The sequence below is a fragment of the Commensalibacter sp. W6292M3 genome (assembly GCF_016101315.1).
GTDB classification, from domain to species: domain Bacteria; phylum Pseudomonadota; class Alphaproteobacteria; order Acetobacterales; family Acetobacteraceae; genus Commensalibacter; species Commensalibacter melissae.
Genome location: NZ_JACFQT010000007.1, coordinates 1 through 19,643 on the forward strand (window position 1 = coordinate 1; position 19,643 = coordinate 19,643).

Genomic DNA, 19,643 nt, shown 5'->3' on the forward strand with positions numbered 1-19,643 from the left:
TAAATTATCCGCTGAAATGTTGGATTATACCATAAAAGTCCCAACTCCATCCCATCAGGATGCCTCTTTGGGTAAAGTCGTCGATCTTGCCCATCAGGCCATTCCAAATATTGAAAGAAATCATCCAAATGGAGTGGCAGGATTGGATGCACGGGGTCAGTTGACTCAACCTATTAATAATCCGTTTATAATAACGCAGTCTATTAATCCTGATGCTAAAGTTTCCATCTATTTAGATGATGATGTTCACGCTTATGCGGATAAAACACTGTTTGATATTTACACGGTTGGTGCACAAAGCAAAATGATAGCATTTGCTCCATCCAAGGGAACAGCTGGTATTCTGGCATCAGCAAGGGCTGATAAGATTGAGGAGTTAAAAGGATATATATTTGCTGGGGGAGCCTGTTGGTTACCTGATTGCCAGCCATTAGAATTTAAGGGGTATCAAGGGTCATATACCTTTGTGTGTTATGGTTCTGATATGGATAAATCAGGTTATAAAATTAAAACTGATATTATTTGTGAAAACCAGTTGGTTGATGGAAAAGGGGAAGCGTTTAAAAAAGATGCTGTTATCACTATAAGGGTTGGTGATGTTGTAACTCTTATGGCGCAATGGATGGATCAAAATAGGACATATTATTATGTTAAGAGAAGTAGAAGCGCTGGATTATTGAGTAATTTATATTTATCAGAAAAAGAACAACCCAAAACCATTACATCATTGGGATACCAGGATGAAATACGATTTGGTAAAGATGGTATCTTTTGGTGTTCAAAAGAAGGTGGAGAAGGACAGGCTGAATGGTCTTTATATCCGTCTCATGCCGCAATGAAAAAAGATCATGCAGGAAAATTTACTTATCCTTATGTAACCCCTACAACCAAGGATAAATTGCCTGTTGATTATCCAATTGGAACACAATCATATGATATTGATAAAAAAGAACCTCTATGGTGGAACGGTACTGAATGGATTGATCCGGTTGCCAAAGCGGCAACAATCAAAATAGGCAACATTGTATCTGTCGAAGCTGACCAACCTGCTCAAATAACGAATTCAGGATCTGATATAAATGCAGTTTTTGATTTTTCAATTCCGAAGGGAGAAAAAGGACAGCAAGGGATTAGTGTTGAATCCGTTATCATGAATGATGATTTAACCTTTTCCTTTATGATGAGTAATGGTTCAATTGAGAAAGTTAATTCCGGTCTTTATAGAAATAAAGATGGAGTAGTTATCGCGCCTGAAAAGGTTTCTGAAATTCCAAATGATTTTTCATTAAATGGTAATTTATACATAGCTTCTGATGATTATCTCAACGGCAGTAAAAAAATGCCTGAAGGATTGTCATTAAACGGTAATATCGTTCTTACTGATGGTTCTGTCTACTATAAAAATTCCTGGAATAATGGTGGCGTGCTTTGTGTTGCTTAATAGCTAGTATTTTTTCATTCAATTGTAGATATATAGGGCATTAAAATGATTAATAATTCTCCAAAGAATTTGAATCTTTCAGATTGTACTGTTTCTATTGATGAAGGGAAGACATCAAAAACATTATCTGAATGGGCAAAAACGGCAAATGATACAATAGGAGAAGTAGCAGGAATTTCTGAAACCTCAATTAACGTTGATAAAAAATGTGAGATATTGTCAAAGCGAATTAAAGATTTGAATCTTGATAATTATTTATCAAGGGATCAATCTTTTACATCAGGTAATGTTCTGCTTTTGGATAATACAAATCAATTTATTGGTCCAAAGGCACGTTCTGATAATGGAACTGTTTTTATGTCTTATGGACATACTTTAAATCTTAATGGATTTCGTGCAAGTCCTGATCCTGCATGTACTCGTATAATCGAACATTATACATTGAAAAATAAATATTGGGTAGTATTAAAAACTTGGACAGATGATAAGCATGCATATCGTTCTTTTGTAGGAGATGCTTTTCATCCCGATAGTGATGGAGTGGGTGATCTTGGAATAGGAAACCATGCCTGGAATAATATTTATTCAAAAACGGCATTGAGCGTAACTTCTGATAAAAACGAAAAAAAAATTGTTTCCGCTCTGGGCAATGAAGATAATGTTGAAAACCAAAAATTACTAGATGCAATCTATAATCTTGATGTTCATACATTCAAGCTTAATTACGCTATTGATAAAAAGGGAGAGGGTAAAGCCAGATTGCATAATGGTTTTATAGCTCAGGAGGTTGAGAAGTCTTTGAAAGATAAAGGTTTATCAGCTTCTGATTATGGAATGTGGATAGAAGAAAAAGTTTTTGAGACACAAGATATTGAGACAGGCGAAAAGGATGACAGGGGTAATCCTGTTACAAAAAGAGAGTGTGTATTCTTAAAAGATGCTGATGGTAATCAGGTTTACAGGCAGTCTTTACGATATGATGAAATATTTTGTGTTTTTATTCAAGCATTCAAACAAAAATTGAAAAAACTTGAGGATTTTAAACAAGTTTACGAGCAAAGAATTAGTGATTTAGAAACTAGGCTATCAAATTTAAAATAAATTTTTCAAATTAATGAATGAAATTAATTAAGAGATATAAAATGACAAATCAAAATAACGCTCCAAAAGATCTGGACCTGTCTGCATGTAATGTTTCAATGGATGGTGGTAATACATCACAGCAACTTTCAGAACTTGCTAAAACAGCAAATGATACAAAAGAACAGATTGCAAGTGTCACAGCAATTGCAAGTCAAGCACAAAGTAATGTTGATAACATTAGAACCTATGTCAATAATTTAGATCTAGATAAATATTTTTCCATTGATGATGCAAATAAACCCTTGGGTACTGTAATACTTGATTTGACAGGACAATTTGTGTATCCACAGCCTAAGGATATGGATGGTGTTACATGGATTAATGCGGGTTTAAGACCAATAAATGGTGATTATACAAAAGATTATGAACCCAATCCAAAATCCAGGGAAATACATATTCAGTATTCTGTAAATTTTAATGGTGAAAAAGGTAATAACAAGAGTTTTACTAGTGTAGTATGGTCTGACAACATTAATGCCAATTATGCATTTGGTTCTGTTTCCTTTCATCCCCTTAATGATGGCGGCGGGGATCTGGGACGTGCGGGAAATTCATGGAACAATCTTTTCATAAAGACCGCACCAAACGTGACCTCGGACAAAAACGTCAAGACCATCACATCCATCCTTGATGAGAAAGCCGATAATTCTGACAGGAAATTATTGGATGCCCTGTATAATGTCAATGTTGTCAATTACAGGCTGAATGACGCGATAAAAGAGAAAGGTGAGGACAAGGCACGTGTTCATACAGGTTTTATCGCTCAGGATATAGAACAGGCGATCAGGGATGCGGGACTTGATCCATCCGATTATGCCATGTGGACGCAGGATGCATCACCTGAATTCAAGAGGGTGGATACAGGCGAGAAGGATGAAAACGGGAACCCGATCCTCAAGTCTGTTCAGGAAGTGCCAAAAGATGACAAGGGTGACGTTATTTATCGTCAAAAACTGAGATATACCGAGGTTATTTGTATGCTTTTAGCCGCTCATAAACAGAAAATCAATGATCTTGAGACAAGGCTGATGAAACTTGAAAGTAAATAAAATGAGCAGATTTGATATGACACAAGGTCTCGCAAAAGGATCATTGGGACAGGAAATGACAGGTGGACAGATTGTTGATCGTTTATCTGCTGGTATATTGGTTGAAAACAGGATCGTGAATGATCCAGCCATTACCCTGATGTTCCCGAAAGCGGGAGACATCAGCTATCGTCTTCTACTCCAGAAAGCGTGCGGGATTTCACTCGGGCAAGGGCAAAAGGGTCAGTTGCAGCGCATGACGATCATTCTTCAGCAACCCTATGAAGGGAATTGCGAGGTTGAATTTGATGCATCTGTCAAATGGCAGAATAGGCAACCCTTTATTGATACAAGAGCAGGGTCGGTTACCCTTGTAGAAATTTTGTTTGATGGAATGTCACAATTTTATGGAAAACTGATTTATGGCTGATGCCAAAAAACAGCAGTAAATAGGATATATTAATAATGAAAATCTTGTCTAGTTTGGTTGTAGTAACATATCGGATGAATGGGATTTAACCGTATTATCTAAATCAAACAGATCATTGCTGATTTTCATCAAAGGAGAGCAATCCCACAGATAAAGTGAAGGGAATAAGTATTTCATTTTTTGAAGGAATATCTTATTTTAATTCTTTGCGGTAAGAATCTGGGGATTGCAAGAACAGGTCAGTTTAACGTCAGTAAAGAAAAATCATAATATAGAATAAAAGAATGCATCCTGTTGTAGATAAATATTTTATTATCAGATTCAGGTATGGTTTTGAAAGGATATGGAACAGATAGAACTCTGCTTAGGAACAATATTACAACTAAATATGGCGACATTTTCATAAAGACGAAACAGTCGTTTGGTACTAGAAAACGAATATTCCTGTTACGATTAGCTTGATTTAGGTATGTGTAATTCAGCTATATTTTCCATGGCAAGGTTCCTTTGTGAGGTATGGTATAATGATGAATCTCATGGGTCTATATATTTTAGAAAATAATCTTTCCCAAGCGCAATAAGGGATTGATCATCAGCATTATATTCAAGGTTGTTATCAGCCAAGATACTTGGATAATTTTGGGCAAAAATGTGTCTACCATCATAATGAATGAAATTTAATTGGTCGTGAGGAAATATTAATAGCAGATTACCAAGTTTATATGAATCGCCTATTGAAAGTGCACAAGTGGATATTGAAAGATATAACAAATGTAAAAAAGAATTTATTATTGATTATATATTTTTATATGAATTAACCGTTTTTTTACAGTATTACTAATAATTTAATCCTATGTTGTTGGGATATGGAAAAATCACTAACCATATGGTAAATATTTCCGAATATCAAACCTTTGGAATTATCGATGATATATCATCACATCAAACCAGAAATTTGTGCAAGATGACGTGAGTTGTGGAATGGCAATTTAATTTCCAATGAGACAATTAACAAAATTATTATCGAGAAAGCAAATTTGATTGACCCGGAACCAATGACGTAAGATCTTAAAATGACCTGTAAATTATATCATTGATTATGTCAAACGACGTATTGAATGGTTGGATCAACAATTTAAGTATTACAGTGAATTATTATAGGTTTTATTGATTATAGAATTACTTTTTAAAGAGTGGTTTTATGAGTAACTTAAATAAATATTCGTAATTTTTTCATGGAAAAAGTCAAAATTTCTGTAACTATTAATTTTTTGTTTTTTATTGATTCATTTATCGTGTTGAATAATATTAATTAAAAAATGAGATAATTGATTGTTATTGAAAGTTTAATTTTATTGATAAACATATCTATTGGCGGACCCGACGAGATTCGAACTCATGGCCTTTGCCTTCGGAGGGCAACGCTCTATCCAGCTGAGCTACGGGTCCTTTGAAAATGTTCATACTCTGTTTTAATGAAAATAGCCAGTTTTTCTTTTGTCAAATATAATTTTTCTTTTTTTATCCTTATATCAAGATTGATAAATTACAGGGTTCATTGAATTTGTTTGATTGACGGTAAATTCCATTTAAATTTTAACGATAACAAGCGAATTGCACTACAGATTATAATGGCAAACCATGGAGCAAAGGTGGGACTGATAATATTCTTGTCACCCATAATTTGGACAATGGCTCCGCCAATGGCGGCAGAGGCATAAATTTCCTTGGTTAATACGGATGGAATCAGGGCGGTTAATGTATCACGCAATATTCCTCCACCGACGGCCGTAAGTGTTCCAAGAAAAATACTTATTTCGCAATTTCCGGTAAAAACAAACGCTTTATGGGCGCCAAACGAAGCAAAAAAACCCAATCCGATGGCATCAAAAAACAGAGTTGGATGATTGAGATGTAAAAGTAATTTTTGGAAAAAGGCAGCTAGGAAAACTGAAGTCAAGACAATAACGAGATATTCCAGATTCATCATCCCCGCTAAAGGAAAAGAACCGATACAGATATCCCTTACAATTCCTCCACCACAGGCTGTGACAAAGGCAATGCAAAAAACGCCAAAGATGTCCAGATTACGATTAATGGCTGCCAGAGCTCCACTGATGGCGAAAGCAAATGTTCCGATTAAATCAACATAATGGAAAAAAGTATGACTCATAGGAACATGTTCCCTGGGGATATGAAATGTTAATGAAATTGAAAAGCGGTTAATTCTTTCAGTGTGGGCATACCATTTTGGGCCCCAGTGCGTGTAACCGAAAGTGCAGAAGCTTGCAAGGCTTTTTCAATCGCTTTTTCATATCCCAAATGAAGAAAACAGCAAAAGGCGCCACAAAATGTATCACCCGCCCCTGTTGTATCGACGGTTGGTACGGTATAGGCGGGGATATGTTGAATCTGTTTTTCTTTATTTTTAAAAAGTATTCCGCTGCGACCCCATGTCATGATAATGGGTGTAGAGCTATGCAGGATAATATCTTCGTAAGTTTCTGATCCATTATGTCGAAAGGCTTTTATCTCATGTTCGTTCGGTAAAAGATAACTGATTTTTGGAATGATATCTGCAGGGAGCTGTCGTGAAGGTGCAGGATTAACAAAAATTATTTTTTTTAATCGATATGCAATCTCAATGGCTTCAATCTGCGTTTCCAAAGGGATTTCCTGCTGTAAAAGAATAATATCATGGGATTTGATGAGAGATTCAGCATTGAGAATATCCTGGGCTGATAGGCTTTTATTGGCCCCTTCTGTAACAATAATTGTATTATCTGTATTTGTATGCATTATTAATGCGGTTGCAGTAGGACTTTGTTTGCAGGTTTTTATAGGTGTAATGTTGACATGATATTTTTTAAGGTTTTCTATCAGCAATTGACCAAAATGATCATTTCCGATTGCGCCCAATATTGTAACTGATGCCCCCAGTTTTGCTGCTGCTATTGCCTGATTATTCCCCTTTCCACCACAATGAATCTGTAAGGGGCCGCCGATCAGGGTTTCTCCAGTTTCAGGGAAATGATCAACAGAAGTTTCGAGGTCAGTATTTAAACTACCAATAACCAGAATATTATTCATAAAAAAGCCTTATTGTCAGTTACAATATTTAAATAGATACTATAATTATTTTAAATGAAATAGATTGATAGAATTTATTTTTATATTTCTTTTAAAATATGGGTTATAATAACCTGATATGAAAAATATTTAATCGCACATTGTGAAATTGCATGTTTGTATTAGATATTAAGGTAGCTTATTTCATAAAAAAGATTATAGATAGAGTATTAATTTACGTTAAACAGAAAGCAGAAAGGACGGCTTAAATGGCTTATAAATCAGTTAATCCCTTTAACAATGAAACGGTGAAGACCTTTCAGGAATTAACGGAGAATGAAGTAGCTGCTAAAATTGATGAAGCTCAAGCTGCTTACTTAAAATGGCGTAAGACAGATTTTGCTACTCGTCGTCAAGTGATGAAAAAAGCCGCATCAATTTTGCGTGATAAAAAGGCGGAATTTGCTCATTATGTTACCTTGGAAATGGGAAAACTAATTGCAGAAGCGGAAGCGGAAGTTGATTTGACGGCAGACATTTTTGATTACTATGCAGAAAATGCCGAAAAATTTCTTGCACCAAAAACCTTACATCCAAAAGATGGTCACAAGGCCTATGTTGAGTATGACCCAATAGGTATCATTTTCTGTGTTGAACCATGGAATTTCCCTTATTATCAACTTGTTCGTGTTGTTGCAACGAATTTGATGGCTGGAAATGTGGTAATGGTCAAACATGCTTCCATTGTTCCACAATGTGCGGGTGCTTTTGAAAAATTGATGCTTGATGCTGGTGCACCAAAAGGTGTTTATACCAATCTTTATGTATTATCTCAGCATACCGACAAAATCATTTCCGATCGTCGTGTCCGTGGTGTTGCGCTTACGGGAAGTGAAAAGGCAGGAAGTATTGTCGCTGGCAAAGCCGGTGAAAATCTTAAGAAATCCACCCTTGAACTGGGTGGCAGTGATGCATTTATTGTTCTTGAAGATGCCGACCTGGATTCAGCATGCAAATGGGGTCTTTGGGGTCGTATGAATAATACGGGACAATGTTGTGTTGCCGCTAAACGTTTCATCGTTGTTGAATCTGTTGCAGATGAATATCTGAAACGTCTTACAGACTGTTTTTCTAAACTGAAAATGGGTGATCCAATGGATCGTAGCACGACATTGGGTCCATTATCCAGTGAGGCAGCTGCACAGGAAATTGCAGATATGACAGCCGAAGCTGTCAAGCATGGTGCCAAGGCCGTGATTGGTGGTAAACGTCCAAATCGTTCAGGTGCTTTTATGGAGGCGACCATTTTGACCGATATTACCAAGCAAAATCCAGTATTCTATAAAGAATTTTTTGGACCAGTTGTTATGTTCTTCCGTGTTCCAGATGAAAAAGCGGCAATTGAGTTGGCCAATGATTCAGATTTTGGTTTGGGTGGAACCGTATTTTCAAGAGATGTTGAGCGTGCAAAGCGGGTTGCAAAGGAAATTGATACCGGTATGGTCTTTATCAACCGTCCTACCTGGACAGCGCCAGATCTTCCATTTGGCGGTGTGAAACATTCTGGATATGGTCGTGAATTGTCTGATGAGGGAATTTTTGAATTCCTTAATCATAAATTAATTTATATCGAGAAATAATTTCATTTTTACTATATTTATAAAGTGAAATTTGGATTAAAAGAGGGATTCATTATATTTAATGAATCCTTTTTTATTTCAGGTCAAGAATTTATGGAACCTTTTATTGCATTACGTCGTGAACGTTTAAATAGAGGAATTCGATTTGCACATGCACGATGTTTGGAAATCGGTGCATTGATTGATCCAGTTTTATGTCGAGAAAATGGAAATGTTTTTTACGCAGATCATTTGTCGACGGAAGAGCTGAAAGAGCAATTTGCCTGGAATACCAATTTTGATTCTCGTCAATTGGTAGAGATTGATTATATCTGGAAAAAAGAATGTGCTTTGAAGGAGTGTGTGGATGGTCAGTTTGATTATGTAATCGCATCTCATGTTGCAGAACATGTCCCAGACTTGATTGGATGGATTGAGGAAATACGACAAATTTTAAAACCTGATGGACAATTACGTTTGGTTTTGCCAGATGGTCGTTATTCTTTTGATATGAAAAGGCAGCCTACCCGGTTGGCTGATTTACTCGCTGCCTGGTTAAAGAAATCTACATGCCCTGAAACACACCTGGTGTTGGACTTTGCATTGAACAAAATTAATGATAAAGATATTCCAAAAATTCATGCAGAATATGGATTATATCCTGATAAAGAAAATCTGGAAAGCCAAATCCCGTTTTCTGAGGTTCTGGAATGGGGGGAAAGAACACTAATACCTGATCATTATGAAGATATTCATTGTTGGGTTTTGCATTTAGGTTTGTTTGCGAAACTGATGATGAATTTGGCTGAACATGGACTTATAAAAATGGCTTGTGTGGAATGGTTTGATATTGATCCATCAAAGCTGAGTTATGAATTTACGGTTTTTCTTGTATCGGAAAAAAATAGGGAAAAATGTGTTGAAAGCTGGAAAGAGGTTTATGAAAAGATTAGAATTTCACCCTATCAATTCAGTTTTGCCCAACATTTGGAACAGGAAAATATAAAATTGAAACAGGAACTGACGGCCATACAGAATTCTTTCTGTTGGCGTGTGACGTCCCCTTTGCGTCAATTAGTCAAACTGTTTAAATGATAAATTTTTCTTTCAGGGGTCGACCAATTGAATAATAATGAATATTTTCACTTTTCATCACTTTGGGATCGTAAATATTTCTGAAGTCGATTACCAGTGGTTTTTTCATCCAGTTTTTCAGGGTCTTGGGTGTCAAAGAACGGAATTCATTCCATTCTGTCAGGATAATCAAGGCGTCAGCCTGATTGGCTGCATCGTTAATTCTATCAAAATATTGAACTGTATTAGGTAATAAGGGTTTTGCCTTTTCATTTCCAACAGGGTCAAAAACTTTTATCTGGGCACCCTCTTCAACCAAACGGTGAATAATGGGAATAGATGGGGATTCCCGCATATCATCTGTATTTGGTTTAAAGGTAAGTCCCAGAATGGTAATGGTTTTATTGTGAACATTACCACCACATAATTGAATAATTCTTCCACTTATGTTTGCTTTTCTGGCATCATTAGCTTGTGCGGTTGCCTCTACCAGCCGTGAGGGTGTACCTGCTTCTTGGGCGATGCGAATTAGGGCAAGAGTGTCTTTCGGGAAACAGGATCCGCCATAACCTGGGCCTGGCCGTAAAAAATATTTGCCGATTCTGCTGTCTAATCCAATAGCATTGGCAATTTCCTCTATATTTCCTCCAACTTGTTCACAAAGATCAGCAAGCTCGTTAATATATGAAAGTTTCATCGCTAAAAAACAATTTGAGGCATATTTTGCCAGTTCAGCACTTTCCAAATTGGTAAACAAAATTGGTGTTTCTTTTTGAAATAAGGGTTGGTAAAGTCGACTCATGATTTCTTGGGCTTTTTGTGCGCGATCTTTTCTGTCTTTTTCAATACCGATAATGATACGGTCAGGTGTCATGAAATCTTGAATGGCCTCGCCCTCACGAAGAAATTCAGGATTGGAGGCGACATCAAAATCAAGAGATGGATTTTCCTTACGGATGATTTGTGCAATCCGTCGGCTTGTACCAACCGGGACTGTTGATTTGGTAACGATAATTGCATATTCTTTTAGATGTTTTGCGATTTCCAGGGCTGCTTGATGGACATAAGTCATGTCGGCATGTCCATCACCGTTACGTGGGGGTGTACCCACGGCAATAAAAATGGCCTTACAATCAGGAATAGCCTCTTTAATCGTTTCAAAAAACTGTAACCGATTGGCTTTGATATTATTCTGAACCAAAAGATCCAAACCAGGTTCATAGATAGGAATATTTCCTTGCTTTAACGCATTTAACCGGTTGGGATCCTTTTCCACGACAGCGACATCAAGTCCGAATTCTGCAAAACAAGCAGCAGAAACAAGACCAACATATCCTCCACCAATCATTGCTATACGCACAGAACATTCCTTATTTTTAATCAAGATATTGCCAGTTTTATAGATTATTAAATTAAGTTAATTTAAAAATTAAAAAAATAAAAATTTTAAAAATATTGAAACAAGTTCATTATAAAGGGTAATGAAGAGATTTTCAGTGGTATATAGACAATAGATATATTCAATATTGATGGGAATAATAATTAGATTCTAAGGGGGGATTGTTCTTGGGAAGAGGATGATGTTTAAAATGTTTGATCTATATAAAATGTTTAAAAATAAAAGATGTTTATATGCTTAAATATAAATATTAGAAAATAATAGAATTATAGGATAAAACTTGTAATCAATATTATTGAACAACTTCTCAATTCGTTAGCTAATAATGTTGTGATGAGTTTAACCGGGAATCAAGATGTATCAATTGAAACGTCCGTGGATTTGGATTGCTTTGTTAGGTCGTATGGCTTTAAACGGTGTTCGGGAAACGGGTACCCTCGCATTGTTTGCATTAAGCGGATTTATAAATATTTTTTATCCTCCATTTTATTGGCGCATTTTTTGGGGATCTTTACTTGATATAGGTTATTTGTCTCTATCTGTTGTTGCTTTAACTGCATTATTTTCTGGAGGTGTTATCGCGTTACAATCCTATACTGGTATGTCCCAGTATCATGTAAATAGCGCGATTGCCAATATTGTTGTGTTGGCTGTCACTCGTGAGCTTGGGCCCGTTTTGGCAGGATTGATGGTTGCGGGACGGGTGGGGGCAGCCATGGCCGCGGAAATTGGAACAATGCAGGTGACGAATCAGATTGATGCGCTCAAAACCTTATCAACCAATCCTATCAAATATCTTGTCACCCCCCGTTTGCTAGCTGCTACGCTTGCTTTACCATTTCTAGTTTTGATTGCTGATATCCTAGGGGTGCTGGGTGGTTTTACTGTTTCGGTCATTAAATTGGGTTTTTCGCCCCAGGGTTATATTGCGGCGACCATGAATGCCGTGAAACCTATTGATGTTACAATTGGTTTGGTGAAAGCGGCGGTTTTTGGATTTCTTATTGCCTTGATGGGATGTTATCATGGATATCGTAGCCGTGGGGGCGCACAGGGGGTTGGTGCAGCGACGACCTCTGCTGTTGTTGCCGCCTCTATTTTATTGCTAGTATTTGACTATTTGTTAACGGATATCTTTTTTGCAAAATGACCAACACTTATCCCAAAATTCGTATACGTAATCTTTCCAAATCTTTTGGCAGCAACCATGTGTTACGTAACATTAATATGGATGTAATGGAGGGAACTTCCTTTGTTATTATTGGTGGATCTGGAAGTGGAAAGTCTGTTTTGCTCCGATGTATTTTGGGGTTAATGACACCAGATAGTGGCACGATCGAAATTGATGGTAAAAATATTTTTGAATTGCCATATTCCGAGCAAGCAGAAAAATTACAGGAAATGGGTATGTTGTTTCAGAACTCTGCCTTGTTCGATAGCTTGCCTATCTGGGAAAATGTTGCCTTTGCCCTTTTAAATGGACATCGTAAAAATCAGCCAAGAGTTAGTCGTGCCCGGGCGAGGGAAAGGGCAAACAGGGTTTTGGAACTTGTTGGTCTGGATGCAGATAATATTGGCGATTTATATCCCAGCGAGTTATCTGGTGGGATGCAGAAACGGGTTGGCTTGGCACGTGCGATTGCTTCAAAACCGGAAATTATCTTTTTTGATGAACCGACCACAGGGTTGGATCCTATCATGGGAGCAATAATTGATAACTTGATTGTTGATTGCGTTAAGAAGCTGGGTTCTACAACAATTGCCATTACCCATGATATGGCTTCTGCCCAGCGGATCGGGGATCAGGTTGCCATGTTGTATAAAGGGGAGCTGATTTGGCAGGGTGAAGCTGGTAAACTTATGCAGAGTGAGAATCCCTACGTGCATCAATTTACACATGGTCTTTATGCAGGTCCTATTAAAATGGAAATGAAAGTATAAGAGGACGTTTTGGCGAAAAAGCCGGTTAAAATGTTTGTCTGTCAAAGTTGTGGCGCTATTTATCATAAATGGGCTGGACGATGTGAGGCTTGTGGTGAATGGAATACAATTAGCGAGAAAACCAGGGAAACAAGTCCGATTTCTGTACTGGGACATGCAGGCAGGATGATTCAGTTTACAGGGCTGGATGGTGAGATTTCACCTCCTGATCGTCAGTCCATTGGTGTTTCTGAATTTGATCGTGTTCTGGGTGGAGGTCTTGTCCAATCTTCAGTTACATTGGTAGGAGGAGATCCTGGCATTGGAAAGTCAACTTTATTGTTGCAGGCTGCTTGTGCTTTATCAAGACAGGGACAATCCGTTTTATATATTTCAGGAGAGGAGTCTGTTAACCAAATAAGAATGCGTGCCAATCGGTTAGGGTTAGAGGATGCGGAACAAAGAAAAAACATACAACTGGCTGCCTGCATAAATGTTGCGGATATTCTTTCAACGCTGGAAAAAGAAAAAAATATAAGTCTCGTTATCATTGATTCTATTCAAACAATGTGGCTGGATACGGCGAATGGGGCCCCTGGGACGGTAAGTCAGGTTCGGGCTGCGGCTTTTGAATTGATTCGTATGGCAAAACAGAAAGAATTTGCATTGATTTTTGTGGGACATGTTACCAAGGAAGGTTCTATAGCGGGGCCGCGTGTCCTGGAACATATGGTTGATGCCGTATTATATTTTGAGGGGGATCGAGGACATCAATTTCGTATTTTACGGGCAGCAAAAAATCGATTTGGTGCAACAGATGAAATTGGTGTTTTTTCAATGACAGGACAGGGTTTGGTAGAGGTGGCAAACCCATCTGCTTTATTCCTTGCAGAGCGACATGGTCATATAGCGGGGTCAGCCGTTTTTGCGGGTTTGGAGGGAACCCGTCCTATTTTGTTGGAAGTGCAGGCCTTGTTGGCACCCAAATTTGGGGATTCAGCGCCAAGACGTACAGTTATCGGATGGGATAATGCACGCCTTAATATGTTGCTTGCTATTTTGGAGACACGTTGTTCGTTACGGTTTAACGGGGTTGATGTTTATTTAAATATGGCAGGCGGCTTGAGAATTACCGAACCTGCGGCGGATTTGGCCGTGGCAGCAGCTTTGGTTTCGGCTTTGACCCATCATTCCGCCTCTCCAGGTTCAGTGTATTTTGGTGAAATTGGTTTATCTGGAGAAATTCGACAGGTGCCACAAGCCGACTTACGCATGAAAGAGGCATTTAAGCTAGGTTTTGATGAAGTTGTTTTACCCAAGCGTATTGCACATGGAAATAATAAACTATCCGTCCCCAATGGATTACAGCTGATAGAATTAGGTCATATAAGTGATTTGGTGTCTCAATTCACATAAAATTTATTACATTTGATTATTGAAATTTTTCTTTTAGATATATTTGTTAGAAATACAAAATTATCGTTATTTAATAGTTAATTAAATCAATTTTATAAAAAAAGATAATTTTTGATAGTTATCTAAAAAATAAAATTATAGTCAGGAATTCAAAAATTATGGCTAGGATATTGAACCCAATCTTAAAAATATTGAGTTATATTTAAAACTTAATCGAACAGAAAATTTTTTAATTCCAGAATATCAACGGGGATATTCATGGGATATTGGACAATGTGATAAACTATTAGAAGATATAGAGAATTTTAAGGAAAGTGAATCAAATAATCCTTATTTTTTTGGAAGCATTATAATTGATTGCTCGGATCAAAATCGATTCAGTCTAATTGACGGTCAACAGCGTACAACGACTTTTTTGTTGTTACTCAAAGCCATTTTGTTACGATTAAATGAAGTGCTGCAAACTGTTTCAAAAGATGAAGATTCAGAGGCATTGATAGCTGGTCTTAAAGCGAATAGAAATAAAATTATGGAAATTTTATATAAAGCAGAAGCCGAAAATATACCTTCTATGCTTAAAGATCCAAAAAAGACACAAAATATTCTCATACTAGGAAATAAATCAATTAATGAATTGTATCCAGAAGAATTTAATAAAATTATAGGTGCCAGTGATTTTAAAGATGCCGAGGAAAAAGTTTTTAAACTGCCTTATAAAAAAATAATAACCGGTATACAAACTATTTTCGTAACTTTAAAAATTTTTATGAAAAATTGAGAGAAAATAGCGATTCTTGGTTGAATCAATTTACAAAAACTTTTTTAAAAAATTGTCAGGTAATCGAAATACGCAGTTGGCAAGTCGAACAAGCTATTACAATGTTTAATTCATTGAATTCAACAGGTTTGCCGCTTTCAGATGCAGATATTATTTCTGCAAAATTATATTCATATGCAGGTGATAAAAGAGAGGAATTTAATATTCAATGGGAAGAGATTCTCCAATTAACAAATAAATTAAAATCTAAAAAAGTCGTTACAATTGATTCTGTATTGCAACAATTTATGTACATTAATCGTGCTAAAGAACAGGGATATTTGAAATCTTATATTTATGTAAGAACTCCAGGTCTAAGAAGATATTATGCTGATCATGAGCAGGATTTGTTAAAAAATCCATTTTTACTATGCAATAATTTAAAAAAAATTGCATATAAATGGGATAAAATTAAAGATTATTCCATTATAAAGTTACTTCTTAAGTGTAATGTTAATATTAAATTATATCTAGCCGCTTATCTGTATCGTTTTGAATTAGATGAAATTACCGAAGATAAAATAATAAATGTCTGTGAATCATTGTTGAAATTATTTTCATTATTAGAGTTGGGAGATGCTGGTTATTCAAGCAATAAATTTAAGATATTTTTATATGCAGAAATTATAAAGATGGTCGATTTTAATATTCCAGAACATGTTATTTGTCAGGATTTTTATGATCATATACATGATAAATGGAATGTCAAAGAGGTTGAGGACGCGATATTAACATATGATAAAAACATGCTGGTATTTGTTAATGAATATTTGTACGCTAAAAATAAAAATCTAAAATTTAATTTTTCTGAAACGGTTAATGTTGAACATATCATGCCAGCTAGTGGTCGTAATATAGAGACAATTCGACATGACGCAAAAATGGATAAGAATGAGTTTGAAAATGTAATTAACAGATTGGGAAACAAAATTTTGCTTGAAGAGAATATCAATCGAAGTATCAGTAATGAATGGTTTAAAACTAAAAAGCAAAGTTTTATTCATAATAAAAATGGATACAAAAATAGCAAATATAATTTAGCGAAAACTTTAATTAACTATCCTAGTGATAAATGGGAGAAAAATGATATTTTAGAAACAACTGAAAAAGCAGCAAAAAGAATATCAAATTTTATTTTTTCATAATAATATGCTGTTTTGTTTTTGACGCATTAGATTGATCTCTTCTTATATGTGCTCTAATAATACATCATAATATTAATTTGATCATAAAAAGGATTGATAAATGATGAAAGATCAACATGATTACAAAGTGAAAGATATTTCACTTGCGAGTTGGGGGCGGAAAGAGATTGCTATTTCTGAAGGGGAAATGCCAGGTTTAATGGCTCTTCGTAAAGAATATGCGGATAAACAGATTCTTAAGGGAGCGAAAATTGCCGGCTGCTTGCATATGACTATCCAGACAGCTGTGTTAATTGAAACCCTTGTTGCCTTGGGCGCGGAAGTGCGTTGGTCATCTTGTAACATTTTCTCAACTCAGGATCATGCGGCTGCGGCAATAGCAGCAGCTGGTATTCCTGTATTTGCTTGGAAAGGTGAAACCGAGGAGCAATTTAACTGGTGTATTGAACAGACCATTCATGGTCCGAATGGTTGGGTTCCCAATATGATTTTGGATGACGGGGGTGATTTAACCCTGTTAATGCATCAGAAATATCCTGAGATGTTAAAAAATATTAAGGGGTTATCTGAAGAAACGACAACAGGTGTTCACCGTTTGCGTGAAATGGAAAAGAAAGGAACCTTATTAGTTCCAGCATTCAATGTCAATGACAGTGTTACGAAGTCTAAATTTGATAATTTATATGGTTGTCGTGAAAGCCTGGTCGATGCAATCCGTCGCGGTACAGATGTAATGATGTCTGGAAAGGTTGCCGTTGTTGCCGGTTTTGGTGATGTGGGTAAGGGTTCGGCCGCAAGTTTGCGAAATGCTGGTTGTCGTGTTCTTGTTACAGAGGTTGATCCTATTTGTGCATTACAGGCCGCGATGGAAGGATATGAAATTGTCACTATGGAAGAGGCTGCACCACGTGGTGATATTTTCGTAACTTGTACCGGTAATATTGATATTATTACCGTTGATCATATGCGTGCCATGAAAAATCGTGCGATCGTTTGCAACATTGGTCATTTTGATTCAGAAATTCAAGTTGAAAAATTACGGAATTTCACGTGGGAAAATATTAAACCTCAAGTTGATGAGATTATTTTTCCCGATGGTAACCGTATTATTCTTCTTTCTGAAGGACGTTTGGTTAATCTTGGGAATGCCACTGGTCACCCATCTTTTGTGATGTCTGCCTCCTTTACAAACCAGACTTTGGCACAGATTGAATTATGGACAGCACCAAAGGGTAAATATGAAGCAAAAGTCTATACCCTTCCGAAATTCTTGGATGAGAAAGTGGCAGCTTTACATCTCGAAAAAGTTGGTGCGGTTCTGTCTAAATTGAATAAAGCTCAGGCCGATTATATTGGCGTTGATGTTGAAGGTCCATTTAAACCAGATTCTTATCGTTATTAGTTTTAAAAAATAATAGTGACATAAAAAAACTCATTACAATTTGTAATGAGTTTTTTATTTAAATGAATAAATAATATTCAATGACATTTGCTATTGCATTTACTGCAGGTGCTACAACTTGGTGTTTTCTGAGTATTGCAGTGTTTCAAGGCCCATTGTTGACTTGTTGCGGGAGCATGGATGCATTTAAGCACATAAGCAATTCCTAGCCATATGAATTTGCCAATTATTGGAAAAAACCGGTTTAACCAGTAAAAAATACATAAAACAATAATAAAAAGAACAAGATTATTTTGCATTGGATTTTTCCTAATTTATTTTGGGTGTTTTTTTTGTTATAAGTCATTTTGTTAAAATTATAAAATCTTAATGGTATAAATTTCGAATTTGATAACTCATTTTAGAGAAAGTTAGTATTGTGTCTAAAAAAATCATGGTTACGTTTGCTGGTCGAGAAAAAAGAATGTCGGTTCTCAGTGATTATGTTCACGAGATGTTAAAAGAAGGAACTATAGATGAATGGCATATTTGGGATTTTACTCGTAATGAATCAGATAGAAATTTTTTGAAAAAATTGGGTTCTGTAAAATTTTTACATGGCCATTCAGGTTATCAATATTGTCGAGATATAAATTGTAATTCTTCGGTGAGAATACCTATAAGAATCCCTTCAGAACTTTATCTAGCTTTCGTCCCGGAAAAGGGAGATTATTTTATTGAAGCTTTAATAGGGGGATGGAACAATGGTCAAACAAGAATACGTATTGTAGATAAAAAGGCTTTTTTATCTTATGAACGCTCGTCCGATGATAAATCTTATATTTTTATTCAAGGAACACCGGGTGTTTTATCAGATGGTTTGGTCAATAATATTAGTATTAAAAGGGATATTCATGGTAATACCACTGTGGAAGTTGATGATTATCATTTTCGGATTCCATCAAAATATACGCATCATAATAAGTTTTCTATTTATATGCGTACAGATTTTGATAGAACCTTGGAGTTTGTACATAATAACGATAAAATAAAGCGTTTTATTGGAAATGTGTATGAAAATTCTCCTTATTACCGTGCCTATCATTATTACGCTTCTAGATATGATCAATTTGAAAATGATATTTTTTTAAAATGTGATGATGATATTGTTTATATTGAGCTTGATAAAATAAAAGATTTTATTGAATTTACTAAAAAGAACGAGCAATATTTTGTTGTTTCAGCTAATGTTGTTAATAATGCGACCTGCGCTTATTTGCAACAAAAAAATAAAGTGGTTCCTGAAACTGTAGGGCATTATGAAAATCCACGGGAAGGCGTTTACGGTTCGTTATGGGAAAGTGGAAAAAATGCAGAAAAATTACATAATTATTTTATAGATAATAATGCCAGTTCATTGTCTTTAGAAAAACAATTCATGGAATTTAACACACGTTACTCTATTAATTTTATTGCTTGGCGTGGTGAGAAATTGAGATATATGTCTTTGCCTCCTTATGCTGATGACGAGTTTTATTTAACGGCTGTTATTCCTCAATATCTAAATAAAAAAACAGCGATTTATTCTGATTTTATGGTGGCTCATCTTACTTTTAACCCTCAAGAAAAAACAATGGATGTGGATAAAGTTATTAAACGCTATGATCAATTAAAAAAAGATAAATATAAAATTTAATGTTTTATTAATTATGTAGAAATATAATTAAAAACTGATTTATTAAATTAAATCAGTTTTTAATT

Annotated in this window: 17 protein-coding genes and 1 tRNA gene; 13 read left to right on the forward strand and 5 right to left on the reverse strand. The window is 35.9% G+C overall.

The annotated features are described in order from the left end of the window. From H3T57_RS08915 to H3T57_RS08930, 4 genes are all read left to right on the forward strand, one after another. On the forward strand, positions 1-1,441 hold a 1,441-nt coding region (locus H3T57_RS08915), incomplete at its 5' end, for a hypothetical protein (RefSeq protein WP_198194156.1). Between the two features lie 45 nt (positions 1,442-1,486). After that, positions 1,487-2,542 (forward strand): tail fiber domain-containing protein, encoded by a 1,056-nt coding sequence (locus H3T57_RS08920; RefSeq protein ID WP_198194157.1) that lies wholly within the window; start codon positions 1,487-1,489, stop codon positions 2,540-2,542. A gap of 41 nt (positions 2,543-2,583) precedes the next feature. Further along, positions 2,584-3,633, forward strand: coding sequence for a tail fiber domain-containing protein (locus tag H3T57_RS08925; RefSeq protein WP_198194158.1), 1,050 nt, complete (start codon positions 2,584-2,586; stop codon positions 3,631-3,633). Position 3,634: 1 nt separating this feature from the next. After that, entirely contained in the window at positions 3,635-4,042 is a 408-nt protein-coding gene (locus tag H3T57_RS08930) for a hypothetical protein (RefSeq protein ID WP_155564847.1), read from the forward strand. A gap of 1,372 nt (positions 4,043-5,414) precedes the next feature. On the opposite strand, the gene H3T57_RS08935 is transcribed toward H3T57_RS08930, so the two are convergent. From H3T57_RS08935 to H3T57_RS08945, 3 genes are all read right to left on the reverse strand, one after another. Beyond that, positions 5,415-5,491 (reverse strand) — tRNA-Arg (locus tag H3T57_RS08935). Between the two features lie 106 nt (positions 5,492-5,597). Then, the gene (locus H3T57_RS08940) at positions 5,598-6,215 is read right to left on the reverse strand and encodes a trimeric intracellular cation channel family protein (protein WP_155564848.1); all 618 of its coding nucleotides are present in this window, start codon (positions 6,213-6,215) and stop codon (positions 5,598-5,600) included. A gap of 29 nt (positions 6,216-6,244) precedes the next feature. Then, positions 6,245-7,132, reverse strand: a complete 888-nt coding sequence (locus H3T57_RS08945) for a ribokinase (protein WP_198194159.1) — start codon at positions 7,130-7,132, stop codon at positions 6,245-6,247. A 248-nt stretch (positions 7,133-7,380) separates the two neighbouring features. Between H3T57_RS08945 and H3T57_RS08950 the strand changes: the two genes are divergently transcribed. Together H3T57_RS08950 and H3T57_RS08955 are read left to right on the forward strand one after the other, a co-directional pair. Beyond that, entirely contained in the window at positions 7,381-8,751 is a 1,371-nt protein-coding gene (locus H3T57_RS08950) for an NAD-dependent succinate-semialdehyde dehydrogenase (RefSeq protein ID WP_110439599.1), read from the forward strand. A 93-nt stretch (positions 8,752-8,844) separates the two neighbouring features. Next, on the forward strand, positions 8,845-9,825 hold the full coding sequence (locus H3T57_RS08955) for a methyltransferase domain-containing protein (protein ID WP_198194160.1): 981 nt from the start codon (positions 8,845-8,847) through the stop codon (positions 9,823-9,825). Here H3T57_RS08955 and H3T57_RS08960 read toward each other — a convergent pair. Continuing rightward, positions 9,818-11,152: a UDP-glucose/GDP-mannose dehydrogenase family protein gene (locus H3T57_RS08960; RefSeq protein WP_155564860.1), complete on the reverse strand. Its 1,335-nt coding sequence runs from the start codon at positions 11,150-11,152 to the stop codon at positions 9,818-9,820. The two genes, H3T57_RS08955 and H3T57_RS08960, sit on opposite strands and share 8 nt — an antisense overlap. A gap of 406 nt (positions 11,153-11,558) precedes the next feature. Between H3T57_RS08960 and H3T57_RS08965 the strand changes: the two genes are divergently transcribed. The 6 genes from H3T57_RS08965 (at position 11,559) to ahcY (ending at position 17,903) form a co-directional block, all read left to right on the forward strand. After that, positions 11,559-12,353 (forward strand): ABC transporter permease, encoded by a 795-nt coding sequence (locus tag H3T57_RS08965; protein ID WP_155579938.1) that lies wholly within the window; start codon positions 11,559-11,561, stop codon positions 12,351-12,353. Continuing rightward, the gene (locus H3T57_RS08970; RefSeq protein ID WP_155571547.1) at positions 12,350-13,144 is read left to right on the forward strand and encodes an ABC transporter ATP-binding protein; all 795 of its coding nucleotides are present in this window, start codon (positions 12,350-12,352) and stop codon (positions 13,142-13,144) included. Before H3T57_RS08965 ends, H3T57_RS08970 begins: the two co-directional genes overlap by 4 nt. Positions 13,145-13,153: 9 nt before the next feature. Next, the gene (gene radA / locus H3T57_RS08975) at positions 13,154-14,539 is read left to right on the forward strand and encodes a DNA repair protein RadA (RefSeq protein ID WP_198194162.1); all 1,386 of its coding nucleotides are present in this window, start codon (positions 13,154-13,156) and stop codon (positions 14,537-14,539) included. 265 nt (positions 14,540-14,804) lie between these two features. Further along, positions 14,805-15,317 (forward strand): DUF262 domain-containing protein, encoded by a 513-nt coding sequence (locus tag H3T57_RS08980; protein ID WP_347400971.1) that lies wholly within the window; start codon positions 14,805-14,807, stop codon positions 15,315-15,317. Continuing rightward, positions 15,314-16,501, forward strand: coding sequence for an HNH endonuclease family protein (locus H3T57_RS08985; protein ID WP_198194164.1), 1,188 nt, complete (start codon positions 15,314-15,316; stop codon positions 16,499-16,501). The genes H3T57_RS08980 and H3T57_RS08985 overlap by 4 nt, the downstream gene beginning before the upstream one ends. Positions 16,502-16,604: 103 nt before the next feature. After that, on the forward strand, positions 16,605-17,903 hold the full coding sequence (gene ahcY, locus H3T57_RS08990; protein WP_198194176.1) for an adenosylhomocysteinase: 1,299 nt from the start codon (positions 16,605-16,607) through the stop codon (positions 17,901-17,903). Positions 17,904-17,980: 77 nt separating this feature from the next. On the opposite strand, the gene H3T57_RS09245 is transcribed toward ahcY, so the two are convergent. Further along, positions 17,981-18,202 carry a DUF6587 family protein gene (locus H3T57_RS09245; protein ID WP_370552886.1) on the reverse strand — a complete coding sequence of 74 codons (222 nt, stop codon included), beginning with the start codon at positions 18,200-18,202 and terminating at the stop codon, positions 17,981-17,983. 119 nt (positions 18,203-18,321) lie between these two features. Between H3T57_RS09245 and H3T57_RS08995 the strand changes: the two genes are divergently transcribed. Continuing rightward, positions 18,322-19,578: a hypothetical protein gene (locus H3T57_RS08995; RefSeq protein WP_198194166.1), complete on the forward strand. Its 1,257-nt coding sequence runs from the start codon at positions 18,322-18,324 to the stop codon at positions 19,576-19,578. Positions 19,579-19,643 lie beyond the last annotated feature (65 nt).